This window comes from Burkholderia sp. AU28863 (genome assembly GCF_002223195.1).
Classification (GTDB): Bacteria; Pseudomonadota; Gammaproteobacteria; order Burkholderiales; family Burkholderiaceae; genus Burkholderia; species Burkholderia sola.
This window is the reverse complement of record NZ_NKFE01000003.1, coordinates 589,025-602,065: the sequence shown is the minus strand read 5'-3', so window position 1 is coordinate 602,065 and position 13,041 is coordinate 589,025. Positions and strand designations below refer to the sequence as shown.

12 protein-coding genes are annotated in these 13,041 nt (G+C 67.4%); 4 read left to right on the top strand and 8 right to left on the bottom strand.

The window, feature by feature from the left end; genetic code table 11:
* Nucleotides 1–42: 42 nt before the first annotated feature.
* From CFB81_RS05220 to CFB81_RS05205, 4 genes are all read right to left on the bottom strand, one after another.
* Complete coding sequence (locus CFB81_RS05220; RefSeq protein WP_006476506.1) at nucleotides 43–1,032, bottom strand: beta-ketoacyl-ACP synthase III; 990 nt, start codon at nucleotides 1,030–1,032, stop codon at nucleotides 43–45.
* Nucleotides 1,033–2,139, bottom strand: coding sequence for a phosphate acyltransferase PlsX (gene plsX / locus CFB81_RS05215; protein WP_069620557.1), 1,107 nt, complete (start codon nucleotides 2,137–2,139; stop codon nucleotides 1,033–1,035). It abuts the gene before it with no gap.
* A 129-nt stretch (nucleotides 2,140–2,268) separates the two neighbouring features.
* Nucleotides 2,269–2,448, bottom strand: a complete 180-nt coding sequence (gene rpmF, locus CFB81_RS05210; RefSeq protein ID WP_006051932.1) for a 50S ribosomal protein L32 — start codon at nucleotides 2,446–2,448, stop codon at nucleotides 2,269–2,271.
* Between the two features lie 98 nt (nucleotides 2,449–2,546).
* Nucleotides 2,547–3,182: a DUF177 domain-containing protein gene (locus CFB81_RS05205; RefSeq protein WP_069620558.1), complete on the bottom strand. Its 636-nt coding sequence runs from the start codon at nucleotides 3,180–3,182 to the stop codon at nucleotides 2,547–2,549.
* A gap of 230 nt (nucleotides 3,183–3,412) precedes the next feature.
* Between CFB81_RS05205 and CFB81_RS05200 the strand changes: the two genes are divergently transcribed.
* On the top strand, nucleotides 3,413–4,045 hold the full coding sequence (locus CFB81_RS05200; RefSeq protein ID WP_012328148.1) for a Maf-like protein: 633 nt from the start codon (nucleotides 3,413–3,415) through the stop codon (nucleotides 4,043–4,045).
* The gene (locus CFB81_RS05195; RefSeq protein ID WP_011544932.1) at nucleotides 4,042–4,764 is read left to right on the top strand and encodes an SAM-dependent methyltransferase; all 723 of its coding nucleotides are present in this window, start codon (nucleotides 4,042–4,044) and stop codon (nucleotides 4,762–4,764) included. Before CFB81_RS05200 ends, CFB81_RS05195 begins: the two co-directional genes overlap by 4 nt.
* 69 nt (nucleotides 4,765–4,833) lie before the next feature.
* On the opposite strand, the gene CFB81_RS05190 is transcribed toward CFB81_RS05195, so the two are convergent.
* From CFB81_RS05190 to CFB81_RS05175, 4 genes are read right to left on the bottom strand one after another with little or no spacing between them, the layout of a single operon-like run.
* Nucleotides 4,834–5,826 carry a S49 family peptidase gene (locus CFB81_RS05190; RefSeq protein WP_069620559.1) on the bottom strand — a complete coding sequence of 331 codons (993 nt, stop codon included), beginning with the start codon at nucleotides 5,824–5,826 and terminating at the stop codon, nucleotides 4,834–4,836.
* Between the two features lie 12 nt (nucleotides 5,827–5,838).
* Nucleotides 5,839–6,240, bottom strand: coding sequence for a Rieske 2Fe-2S domain-containing protein (locus CFB81_RS05185; protein WP_069620560.1), 402 nt, complete (start codon nucleotides 6,238–6,240; stop codon nucleotides 5,839–5,841).
* A complete protein-coding gene (locus CFB81_RS05180; protein ID WP_069620561.1) occupies nucleotides 6,237–6,896 on the bottom strand; it encodes an HAD-IA family hydrolase in 660 nt (219 codons plus the stop codon). The genes CFB81_RS05185 and CFB81_RS05180 overlap by 4 nt, the downstream gene beginning before the upstream one ends.
* Nucleotides 6,897–6,901: 5 nt before the next feature.
* Entirely contained in the window at nucleotides 6,902–7,906 is a 1,005-nt protein-coding gene (locus CFB81_RS05175) for an RluA family pseudouridine synthase (RefSeq protein ID WP_089434734.1), read from the bottom strand.
* Nucleotides 7,907–8,627: 721 nt separating this feature from the next.
* Here CFB81_RS05175 and CFB81_RS05165 point away from each other — a divergent pair.
* Nucleotides 8,628–11,792, top strand: a complete 3,165-nt coding sequence (locus tag CFB81_RS05165; RefSeq protein WP_089434733.1) for an Rne/Rng family ribonuclease — start codon at nucleotides 8,628–8,630, stop codon at nucleotides 11,790–11,792.
* Nucleotides 11,793–11,923: 131 nt separating this feature from the next.
* Complete coding sequence (gene moaA, locus CFB81_RS05160) at nucleotides 11,924–13,036, top strand: GTP 3',8-cyclase MoaA (protein ID WP_089434732.1); 1,113 nt, start codon at nucleotides 11,924–11,926, stop codon at nucleotides 13,034–13,036.
* The last annotated feature ends 5 nt before the right edge of the window (nucleotides 13,037–13,041 follow it).

The window sequence follows — 13,041 nt, the reverse complement described above, 5'->3', positions numbered from 1 at the left end:
CGCGCCGACGGGATCCGCGCGCGGCTTGTCGCGCGCCGCGGATCAGAAGCGGAAGACCGACGCGCCCCAGGTGAAGCCGCCGCCGACGCCTTCGATCAGCACGTGCTGGCCACGCTGGATGCGACCGTCGCGCACCGCGGCGTCGAGCGCCAGCGGAATCGACGCGGCCGACGTGTTGCCGTGCTGGTCGACCGTCACGACCATGCGCTCCTGCGGCAGGCCGAGCTTGCGGCAGGTGCTGGTCATGATGCGGATGTTGGCCTGGTGCGGAATCAGCCAGTCGATTTGCTCGGGCGCGAGATTCGCCTTCGCGAGCGCTTCGATCGCGACCTTTTCGAGCACGTTGACCGCGAGCTTGAACACAGCCTGCCCGTCCATGTGCAGGAACGCGCTGCCGTCGATCACGCCGCGATTGACGTTGCCCGGCGTGCACAGGATGTTCGAGTAGCTGCCGTCCGCGTGCAGCGCGCTGCCGAGCACGCCCGGCTCTTCCGATGCGGACAGGATCACCGCGCCCGCGCCGTCGCCGAACAGCACGCAGGTCGTGCGGTCCTTGAAGTCGAGAATGCGCGAGAACGTCTCCGCGCCGACGATCAGCGCGGTGCGGTGCTGGCCGCTGCGGATGAAGCTGTCGGCCGTGGCCATCGCATACGCGAAGCCCGAGCATACGGCCTGCACGTCGAACGCAGCGCCGCCGTTCTTGATGCCGAGCTTGTTCTGCAGCAGGCACGCGGTGCTCGGGAACACGAAATCGGGGGTCGAAGTCGCGACGATGATCAGGTCGATCGACTGCGGATCGACGCCCGCCGCTTCGATCGCACGACGCGACGCCTCGAGCGCGAGATCGCTCGTCGTGACGTCGGGTGCGGCGAAATGGCGCGCATGGATGCCCGTGCGCGCGACGATCCATTCGTCGCTGGTCTCGATGCCTTCCTTCGCAAGACGATCGGTCAACTGCTGGTTCGTGACGCGGTCGGGCGGCAGGTAGCTGCCCGTGCCGAGCACGCGGGAATAGAGAGTCGATTGGGCCATTTATGCTTTAGAGGATTGCGCAGCGGAAGGTTCGGCGTGATGGCCTGCGGCCGGGCTTGCCTGGCCCGCGCCGCCCGCGTCGTGTCCGCCGTCGCCGAGCGACACTGAATTATCCGCCATCGCGCGTGCGAGGCGCTCCAGCACCCCGTTTTTGACGGCATCATACCCGCGTTTGATCGCCCACTCAAACGCGTAGGCGTCGGCCGAACCGTGGCTCTTGATCACGAGGCTCTTCAGCCCCAGCAGCGCCGCGCCGTTGTACTGGCGGTGATCGACGCGCTTCTTGAAACGCATCAGCACCGGCAGCGCGAGCAGCGCCATCAGCTTCGACATCAGCGAACGGCCGAACTCCTCGCGGATGATGTCCGACAGCATCTGCGCGAGCCCTTCGGACGTCTTCAGCGCGACGTTGCCGACGAAGCCGTCGCAGACGATCACGTCGACGGTGCCCTTGTAGATGTCGTTGCCTTCGACGTTGCCGCGGAAATTGAGCGTGCTGGCGCGCAGCAGCTCGCCTGCGCGCTTGATCGTCTCGTTGCCCTTGATGACCTCTTCGCCGATGTTCAGGAGGCCGATCGTCGGGCGCTCCTTGCCTTCGAGCGCGGCCACGAGCGCGTGCCCCATCTCCGCGAACTGCAGCAGGTGCTGCGGCTCGCAGTCGACGTTCGCGCCGAGGTCCAGCATCATCGTGTAGCCGGTCGGGTTCGGCAGCGCGAACGCGATCGCGGGCCGCTCGATGCCGGGCAGCGTCTTGAGTACGTAACGGGAAACGGCCATCAGCGCGCCGGTATTGCCGGCGGAGATGCAGGCCTGCGCGGCGCCTTCCTTGACGTGGTTGAGCGCGACGCGCATCGAAGAATCCTTCTTCTTGCGCAGCGCCACTTCGACAGGGTCGTCCATCGCCACGACTTCGGTGGCGGGCACGACGGTCAACGCGGGATCGTCGAGAGCTTTCAGCTTCTTCAGCTGAGCGCGAATCGCGCTTTCGATGCCGACGAGCATCAGGTGCGCATCGGGATGCGCGCGGACGAACTTGACTGCCGCGGGAACGGTCACGGACGGGCCGTGGTCGCCTCCCATGCAATCGATTGTGAGCTTTACGGTCATGGAATGCGACGAATTTCAGGCACAAAAAAGCGGCAGTTGAATGCCGCCTTTTTGTTGAGCCAGGAAAGTGTCAAGCGAACCAGTTGTCACGCGAACGGCGAGCGTAGCGCGCAACGCGTGACTTGACGCTTAGTCGTTCTTCGTCTTGACGACTTTCTTGCCGCGATAGTAGCCGTTCGGGCTGACGTGGTGACGCAGGTGCACTTCACCCGTGCTCGGCTCGACTGCCAGCGGCGCTGCCGTCAGGAAATCGTGCGAACGATGCATGCCGCGCTTCGACGGCGACTTCTTGTTTTGCTGGACTGCCATGACTAACTCCTAAATAATTTTCCGGATTCTAACACAGCCCGATCCGGCGCTTAACTACCCTGGCCCAAAGCCCTTACGCCTTCCCGCGCCACAACTGCTTAGTGTTTCTTGGTGCCGTCACCGTCCTTCTTCAGCGCTTGCAGCGCTGCGAACGGATTCGGCCGTTTGCCTTCGTCCCCGGCTTCGTCGGACTCCTCGTCCGTTTCTTCCGCGGGACCGCTCGCGCCCGACACGAGGCTTTCGTGAACTGCCGGGCAAACCTCGTGCTTGGGCACGAGCGGCAACGAAAGCAGCAATTCCTCTTCGATCAAGTCGACGAGATCGAACTGGCGTGAGCCCACGATCACATCGGCTTCATCGTCGTCGAGCGGAAATTCTTCAGCTTCTTCTTCGGTCGCGACGACCCGGTACGTCATGTCGACGTCGAACGTCTGGTCGTACGGCGTCATGCAGCGCTGGCACGTGAGCCACGCATGGCCGTGCACCGCGAGGCGCAGATACGGCTGCTGCCCGTCGGCGCCGTCGTCCTGCAACTCCTTCTGCGTGAACCCTTCCGCCTGCCACGTGAACACCGTGTCGCGATCTGGCGCGTCCGCCGGCACTTCGTTTAACATGCGCGGCAGCTGCGAGAGGCGCACCGCCCCGGCTGCCTGCCGCCCGCTGCGGGCGAACTCGAACAGGTCGACCGCGTGCGGATCGAGGGCCGCCGCAGGTTTGCCAGAAGAAGTGTTCATGTGCGCTCCTGCCTACAGGCTGACTTGCGGATCCGGCTTGGCACCGCTCGCGTACGGCTCATCGAAGGATGACGTACTTTACTTCCGAAGACCCGGCAGGCGCCACCACAACGAAAGCCTGCCGACGAAAAGCGGAAAAGCATACCTGTTTTACCTTTTGCGGTCAATCACTTAAGCTTGCGTCCGCGCAACGCCGCGCCACACCTCACGACTCACCGATCCAACCGACCATGCCGGATACCGTTTGCCGCCCGCCGCGGCTGATTCTTGCCTCCAGCTCCCGCTACCGCCGCGCGCTCCTCGAGCGCCTTGGCGTGCCGTTCGACGTCGTGTCGCCGGACCTCGACGAAACCCCGCTCGCCGGCGAAACGCCGGCCGCGACCGCGCTGCGGCTTGCCGGCGCGAAGGCGCGGGCCGTGGCCGCGACGATCGACGCGCCGGACGGCGTGCTCGTGATCGGGTCGGACCAGGTCGCGACCTTCGACGGGCATCAGATCGGCAAGCCCGGCACCCACGAGCGCGCGCTCGCGCAACTCGTGTCGATGCAGGGCCGCGAAGTCGAATTCCACAGTGCGCTCTGCCTGTACGACAGCCGCACCGACGACGCGCAGGTCGAGGACATCGTCACGCACGTGCGCTTCCGTTCGCTGCCCGAGGCCGAACTCGACGCCTACCTGCGGGCGGAAACGCCGTACGACGTGGCCGGCAGCGCGAAGTCCGAAGGGCTCGGCATCGCGCTGCTCGACGCGATCGACTCGGACGACCCGACCGCGCTCGTCGGCCTGCCGCTGATCGCCCTCACGCGGATGCTGCGCGCCGCCGACTACCCGCTGTTTGCCACCACCCGAGGAGACCGCGCATGACCGCCGGCACGCTTTATCTCGTCCCGAACACGCTCGGCGAAGGCGACGAATCGATGCTCGCCGCCGTACTGCCCGCCGCCGTGCAGGCGCGCGCCGGCACGCTCGGCTATTACATCGGCGAGAATGCGAAAACGACGCGCGCGTTTCTGAAGAAGATCGGTACGACGCGGCCGATCCAGGAAATCGAGATCAGCGAGCTGAACGTCAATACGCCGGCCGGCGCCATCGACCGGTTGCTCGCGCCCGTGCTGGCCGGTGCGGACGCCGGCCTCGTGTCGGAAGCCGGCTGCCCGGCCGTCGCCGACCCCGGCGCGCTGCTGGTGCGCCGCGCGCACGAGCGAGGCGTGAAGGTCGTGCCGCTCGTCGGGCCGAGTTCGATCCTGCTCGCGCTGATGGCGTCGGGCCTGAACGGCCAGAGCTTCGCGTTCAACGGCTATCTGCCGGTCGATGCGGCCGCGCGCGCGAAACGGCTGCGCGAACTCGAGCAACTGTCGCGCAAGGCGCGCCAGACGCAGATCTTTATCGAAACGCCGTACCGGAATCACGCGATGCTCGACACGCTAGTCGCGACCTGCGCGCCGTCGACGCAGATCTGCGTCGCGGCCGACCTGACCCTCGCGACCGAGACGATCGCGAGCCGCACGGTGGCCGACTGGAAAAAGGCGCCTGCACCGAATCTGCACAAGCGCCCCGCGATCTTCCTGCTGCTGGCGAATTGATGCCGCGAACGGCGATCAGCTCACCAGATGAAAGGCGGGCCGTCGCGGCCCGCCGATCGTCGCCAGCCGTCAGCGCAGGCTGACCGACGCGCCGCCGGCCGTCAGCGCCTTCATCGCGGCGCCCCCGACGGCCGCGCCGAACTTGCGCGCGACGCGATTCGTCAGGCTTTCCTTCACCGTATAGTCCACCAGATCCGGCGCTTTCAGCACGTCGCGCGCGACCGTGTCGGTCGTGCCGTAGCCGTCGGCAAGGCCCAGTTCGACGCTCTTTTCACCCGTCCAGAACAGGCCCGAGAACATGTCGGGCGTCTCGTGCAGCCGCTTGCCGCGGCCATCCTTCACCGCCTTGATGAACTGCGCATGCACCTGGTCGAGCAGTTCCTGCGCGTGCGCGTCCATCTTCGGCGTTTCCGGCGAGAACGGATCGTAGAAGCCCTTGTTTTCGCCCGACGTGTGCAGGCGCCGCTCGACGCCGAGCTTGCCCATCAGCCCGGTGAAACCGAACCCGTCCATCAGCACGCCGATCGACCCGACGATGCTCGCCTTGTCGACATAGATCTTGTCGGCGGCGGACGCGATGTAATAGCCGCCCGATGCGCACATATCGGTCACGACGACGTACAGCGGCTTGTCCGGATACTTGCCGCGCAACCGCCGGATCTCGTCGTAGACCATCCCGGCCTGCACCGGGCTGCCGCCCGGGCTGTTGATCCGCAGCACGACGCCGACCGTGCCGTCGTCGTCGAACGCGGCGTCGAGCGCCGTGTTGATGTCGTCGGCGTTGGCGTTGACGCCGGCCGCGATCTCGCCGTCGATCGTCACGAGCGCCGTATGCCGCCCGCTCGCCGAGAACTTCGAATCGCTCGAGAAATCGATCAGCGCGAACGCGAGCAGCACGAACACGCCGAGAAACGCGAAGCGGAAGAAGATTTTCCAGCGCCGTGCCGCACGCTGCTCCTTGACCGCCGCGAGCGCGATCCGCTCGAGCGCCGCGCGCTCCCAGCTCGGTTCACGGCTGTCGGGACGGGAGGAGGAATCCGGGGAATTCGGTTGGTCGGCCATGCAGTAGTGTCGTCAATCGGTCGTGGCGGAAGTGGCGGGATGCAGGTCCGCATCGGGCACCCAGAATACCGCACGGCCGTCGGGCGTGTCGCGCTCGTCGACCTCGACAGGCCGCAGGCGGCCGCCGCGGCACGGACCGCCGACGCACTTGCCGGTATCCGGCGCGTAGATCGCGCCGTGCGTCGCGCACATCAGATAGAGGCCCGACGACTCGAAGAACTGCCCTTCGGCCCAGTCGAGTTCCATCGGCACGTGCGCGCAGCGGTTCAGGTAGCCGTAGGCGCGGCCGTCGTAGCGCACGAAGAACACGACCGCCTGCTCGCCGCGCAGCGTCGCGTCAACACGCACGCCGGCGCCGCCGTCGGTCAGCGCGTCCGACGCGCACACGCGCACGGCGTCCGGCGCCGCACTCATGCGTGCTCCCGCAGCCATGCGGCCAGCGCGCCGACGTCCGGCGCGACGAAGCGCGGCGCGAGCGCCGCCAGCGCATCGGCCGTGTGCGCGCCATACGCGACGCCGACGCCGGCCGCGCCGGCGCTCGCGGCCATCTGCAGGTCGTGCGTGGTGTCGCCGATCATCACGGTGCGCGACAGGTCCTGCCCCAATTCCCGCGACAACTCGTGCAGCATCGCCGGATGCGGTTTCGAGAACGTTTCGTCCGCACAGCGCGTCGCATCGAACAGGCTCGTCAGCTTCGACTGGTCGAGCACGCGGTTCAGCCCGACCCGCCCCTTGCCGGTCGCGACGGCGAGCAGGTAGCCCGTGTCGCGCAGTTCGGCGAGCAACTCGCGCACGCCGGCGAACAGCTCGATGCGCTGGTCGTCGAGCAGATAGTGATAGCGGTAGCGTTCGGCCAGCCGCGCATAGTCGGACGGATCGAGGGTCGGGGCCGTAATCTGCAGCGCGTCGCGCAGCCCGAGGCCGATCACGTAGCGGGAAGCTTCGTCGGACGGCGTGGGCAGGCCGAGATCGCGGCATGCCGCCTGGATGCTGTGCGCGATGTGCGCGGTCGAATCCATCAGCGTGCCGTCCCAGTCGAAGACGATCAGGTCAAATTGCTGTCGAGCCATGCGGTTCAGGCGGTATCGCGCAATGCGCTGAGTTGATCGAGGAAGCGCCGGCATTCGGCCGGCAGCGGCGCATCGAACTGCAGCGCCTCGCCGGTCAGCGGGTGAGCGAGCTTCAGACGGTGCGCATGCAGGAACATCCGTTTCAGCGACGGCTGCGCATTCGCGCGCGCCAGCGCCTTGTTCAGTGCGAAATCGCCATACTTGGCGTCGCCGGCGATCGGCAGGCCGAGATGCGCGAGGTGCACCCGGATCTGATGGGTCCGACCCGTTTTGAGTTCCGCTTCGACGAGCACATAGTCGGACCAGCGGTCGATGAGGTTGAACACCGTATGCGACGGCAGCCCGTCGTCCTGCACGCGCACGCGCCGCTCCCCTTCCGGGGTCGAATACTTGAACAGCGGCGCCTTGACCGCGCGGCGCCGGCCCCAGTCGGGCTGCCATTCGCCGTGCGCGCACGCGAAGTAGCGCTTGTCCATCCGGTTGTCGCGGATCTGCTCGTGCAGGGCGACGAGCGCCGTGCGCTTCTTCGCGAGCATCAGGATGCCGGACGTCTCTCGGTCGAGCCGGTGCACCAGTTCGAGGAATTTCGCGCGCGGGCGCGCCTGGCGCATCTGCTCGATCACGCCGAACGCGACGCCGCTGCCGCCGTGAACCGCGACCCCGGCCGGCTTGTCGATCACGAGCATCGCGTCGTCCTCGTACAGCACGTCGAAATTCGCGGGCGGCACGACCGGCGTATCGGCGCGCGCGAGGTCGGCCGCCGCCACGCGCACCGGCGGCACGCGGACGAGGTCGCCCAGCTCGAGGCGGTACTGCGCGTCGATCCGGCCCTTGTTGACGCGCACTTCGCCGCTGCGGAGGATCCGGTAAATATGGCTTTTCGGCACGCCTTTACAGACGCGCAACAGGAAGTTGTCGATGCGCTGACCGGCCGAGTTTTCGTCGATCTCGATCATCGATACCTGGCCGCTTGCGACCGAATTCTGGGATATTTTGCCTAACTCATTCATACTGAATATAATTTTGCCCAGCCTGACGTTGTGGGTGGCCTGTTCGGCCAGCCCCGGCTGAATCGGGCAAGGCGCAAGCGCAAACTGCTATTTTACTTGCGCCGGGGGTCCGCTGCTCGCCCCTAATCAAAGAGAAGCAGCAAGTTGCACGCACGGCGCCGCCCGTCGGCAAGGATCGCGCCCACAGGCGGATTCGGTCGGCAAGGCGCCGCGGTAACGGAAAGTTGGTTGAAAAGAATTTGATCGGCAGCCCGACGGCGCGCAGTGCGTCCGCAGGCTGCCGGTTGCGAAAATTACGGCGTTGCGCCCGATTTGGCCCCGCGAAGCGTGCGGGGCTTGGCGACGTCAAACCAGGGAAGTACACCCCAAGCGGGAAAGTCGGGCTGGATTCGATACTCCCCGCTGCGGCCCAAGCCGCAGCATCTGCCGCCCGTCGGCGCGCGCGACGCATTGCGCGCGCCCGTGGCGATGCCCGGATCAGGCTTAGCGCGCTTTTGCAGCGTGCGGTGTGTGAACGCCGTGCTTTGAAGCCGTATTCGCAGGTGCCCTATGGCCGCCGGCCCCGTCTTTCGGGCCCAAGCGCCTCTTCAGGCAATTCTCCCCGCCAGCATTCCCGCTCCAGCGTGCTCGTGACAACACAACAAGGTGCGGCCTGCCGTCGTTCCCGCCCTCGCGCCTGACAACCGCGAGGCGCCGGCAGCGGAGCCGCCTGGAGTCGTTCATGAAACGCATGCTGTTCAATGCGACGCAGCAGGAGGAGCTGCGCGTCGCCATCGTCGATGGGCAAAAGCTCATCGACATCGACATCGAAACCGCCGGGCGCGAACAGCGCAAAGGCAATATCTACAAAGGTGTCATCACCCGTATCGAGCCGTCGCTCGAAGCGTGTTTCGTCAACTACGGCGAAGACCGCCACGGCTTCCTGCCGTTCAAGGAAGTCGCCCGCCAGTACTTCAAGGACGGCATCGACATGCGCTCCGCGCGCATTCAGGATGCGCTGCGCGAAGGCCAGGAGCTGATCGTCCAGGTCGAGAAGGAAGAGCGTGGCAACAAGGGCGCCGCCCTCACCACCTTCATCTCGCTCGCCGGCCGTTACCTCGTGCTGATGCCGAACAATCCGCGCGGCGGCGGCGTGTCGCGCCGGATCGAAGGCGACGAGCGCCAGGAACTGCGCGAAACGATGGCGCAACTGCAGATCCCCGACGGCATGAGCATGATCGCCCGTACCGCGGGCATCGGCCGCAGCGCCGAGGAACTGCAGTGGGACCTGAACTACCTGCTGCAGCTGTGGCGCGCGATCGAAGCGGCATCGCAAAGCGGCAACGCCGGCCAGCCGATGCTGATCTATCTGGAATCGAGCCTCGTGATCCGTGCGATCCGGGACTATTTCCAGCCCGATATCGGCGAAATCCTGATCGACACGAACGAAATCCACGATCAGGCCCGTGCGTTCATGGACATCGTGATGCCGGACAACGTCGCGAAGGTGAAGCGCTACCACGACGACGTGCCGCTGTTCTCGCGCTTCCAGATCGAGCACCAGATCGAAACCGCGTACTCGCGCACGGTGCCGCTGCCGTCCGGCGGCGCGATCGTGATCGACCACACCGAAGCGCTCGTCGCGATCGACGTGAACTCGGCCCGCGCGACCAAGGGCGCGGACATCGAGGAAACGGCCACCCGCACGAACCTCGAAGCGGCCGACGAAGTCGCTCGCCAACTGCGCCTGCGCGACCTCGGCGGCCTGATCGTGATCGATTTCATCGACATGGAATCGGCGAAGAGCCAGCGTGAAGTCGAGCAGCGCCTGAAGGACGCGCTCAAGCACGACCGTGCGCGCGTGCAGATGGGCAAGATCTCCCGCTTCGGCCTGATGGAGCTGTCGCGCCAGCGCCTGCGTCCGGCGCTGTCGGAAGGCAGCCATGTGACGTGCCCGCGCTGCAACGGCACCGGCCACATCCGCGACACCGAATCGTCCGCGCTGCAGGTCCTGCGGATCATTCAGGAAGAAGCGATGAAGGAAAACACCGCGGCGATCCACTGCCAGGTGCCGGTCGAGGTGACCGCCTTCCTGCTCAACGAAAAGCGTCAGGAAATCAACAAGATCGAGTCGCGCTTCAAGGTCGGCATCGTGCTGATCCCGAACAAGCACCTCGATACGCCGCATTACAAGCTCGAGCGCCTGCGTCACGACGACGCGCGCCTCGACGATCCGCGCGCATCCTGGAAGATGGCCGAGGAAGCGGCCCGCGAGCTCGAGTCGGAAACCGGCTACAGCAAGCGTGCGGCCGAAGTGAAGCCGAAGCAGGAAGCCGCGGTCAAGGGCATCACGCCCGAGCGTCCGGCCCCGAGCCCGGCGCCGCAGCGTCCGGTCGAACCCGTTGCCACCCCGGCCCCGGCGCCCGTCGCCGCGGCAAGCGGCGGCTTCATCGGCTGGCTGAAGGGCCTGTTCGGCGTGTCGCCGGCACCGGCGCCCGCACCGGTCGCGCCGGCACCGGCGAAGGAGCAGGCCGCCCGTCCGGCTCGCGAGCGCACCGAAAAGACCGAGCAGCGCGGCGGCGATCGCAACCGCAACCGTCGCGGCGGCGCCCAGCAGGCGCAAGGCGGCCGCGACCAGGCAGCCGCAGGCCGTGGCCAGCCGCAACGCCAGGAACGCGAAGGCAAGGAAGTGCGCGAACCGCGTGAAGGCCGTGAGCCGCGCGAGGGTCGTGAGCTGCGTGAAGGTCGCGAGGGCCGCGAAAACCGCGAAGGTCGTGAAAACCGTGAGGGTCGCGAAGGTCGCGAGGGCCGCGGTCCGCGCGAAGGTCGCGAGCCGCGTGAAGGCCGTGAGCCGCGCGAACCGCGCGAAAACCGCGAACCGCGCGAGCGCGTCGAACAGCCGGAAGGCGTCGACGCAGCCGGCCGCGGCGAGCGCCAGGAACGCGGCGAGCGTCGCGAGCGCGGCGAACGCCGCAAGCCGACCCAGCACGCGGCCACGCTCGAGACCGTCACCCGCGGCGAAAACCATCCGGAACCGGAAACCGACAAGGCTGCGGCAGAAGCGCTGCCCGGCGCGGAACTGGCAGCCGATGCGGAAGCCGGCGCACGTGACGGCGAAGAACGCCGCCGTCGCCGTCGCGGCCGCCGCGGCGGTCGTCGCGAGCGCGAGGAAGACGGCGCAATCGACCAGGCCGAGCAAGGCGCCGAAGGCGAAGTCGCCGCGCAAGCCGTGACGCCGGCCGCACCGGTCGCGGCCGAACCGGCCCACACGGCTGCACCGGCAGTCGTCGCGGCCGTGACCACTGCGGCCGCCGTGGAAACCGTCGCCGAGCAGCATGCCGCACCGGCCGCCGTCGAAGCACAGCCGGCATCGGCACACGCCGAAGCGGCCCCGGCCGCCCCGGTCGAGCCCGTCGTCGCCGTGCAGGCAGCAGAACCGGCACCGGTCGCACCGGCGGTCGCGGAAGCGGGCCCGGTGCCGGTCGAGGTGTCGCCGACCGATGCGTTCGACGTGCCGGCGGCCGCTGTCGAGGCGCCGCAAGCCGCACCGGCCGTCGCGATCGAAGCCGCTCCGGTGGTTGCCGAACCGGCACCGGTCGAAGCAGCGCCTGTCGAAGCAGCGCCTGTCGAAGCAGTGCCTGTCGAGGCTGCACCGGCCGAGGCCGAGGCCGTCGCCGCACCGGCTCCCGCGCCCGCACAACCGGCAGCCGCGCCCGCTTCGGCGAGCCTGGATGTCGTGCTGGAGCAGGCCGGTCTCGTCTGGGTGAACACGGACGCCGACAAGTTCGCGGCCGCGCAGGAAGCCGCATCGCGACTCCCGCGCCCGGCCCGCGTGCCGCGCGAACGCAAGGTGCTGCCGCCGGTCGATACGGCCCCGATGCAGCAGGTCGAAACGACGCACCACTGAACGGCGTATCGCCCGACCAGGAAAAGCCCGCCTCCGGCGGGCTTTTTCACGTCCGCGCTGCGGGTTTCCGCCCACCGGCCCCGCCGGCCGGTTGCGGCTAAAATAGCAGTCTGCTTCGCACTTCTTTCAACATGTCCCGACGCATCATTCCCCTCGCCGACGTCAGCGGGATGCCGGACGTCTCCGGCGTCGCGCATGCCCCCGACGGCACGCTGGCCGACACGTTCGCCAGGCCGCTGCGCGACCTGCGCATTTCGGTGACGGATCGCTGCAACTTCCGTTGCGTGTACTGCATGCCGCGCGCGGTCTTCGACAAGGACTATCCGTTCCTGCCGCACAGCGCGCTGCTCACGCACGAGGAAATCGAGCGCGTGGCGCGGCTCTTCGTCGCGCACGGCGTCGAGAAGATCCGCATCACGGGCGGCGAACCGCTGCTGCGCAAGAACCTCGAATTCCTGATCGAGCGCCTCGCGCGGCTGACGACGCACGCCGGCCGCCCGCTCGACCTGACGCTGACGACCAACGGTTCGCTGCTCGCACGCAAGGCGCGCGCGCTGAAGGACGCCGGGCTCACGCGCGTCACGGTCAGCCTCGATGCGCTCGACGATACGCTGTTCAAGCGCATGAACGATGCCGAATTCGCGAGCGCCGACGTGCTCGACGGCATCTTCGCCGCGCAGGCCGCGGGCCTCACGCCGGTCAAGGTCAACATGGTCGTGAAGCGCGGCACCAACGACAGCGAGATCCTGCCGATGGCCGAGCGTTTTCGCGGCACCGGCGTGATCCTGCGCTTCATCGAATACATGGACGTCGGCACGTCGAACGGCTGGAACATGACCGAGGTGCTGCCGTCGGCGGACGTCGTCGCGCGCATCGCCGAACATTTCCCGCTCGTGCCGCTCGATGCGCACACGGCGGCCGAGACCGCGCAGCGCTGGGGTTATGCGGACGGCAGCGGCGAGATCGGCGTGATCTCGAGCGTCACTCAAGCCTTCTGCGGCGACTGCACGCGCGCGCGGCTGTCGACCGAGGGCAAGCTGTACCTGTGCCTGTTCGCGTCGACCGGGCACGACCTGCGTGCGCTCGTGCGCGGCGGTGCGACCGATGCCGAGATCGCGACCGCGATCGCCCGCATCTGGCAGGCGCGCACCGACCGCTATTCGCAACTGCGCGGCAGCCCGCTTGCCGACGCCGCGCCCGAGGGCGCCGGCAAGCGCGTCGAAATGTCGTATATCGGCGGCTGACGCAC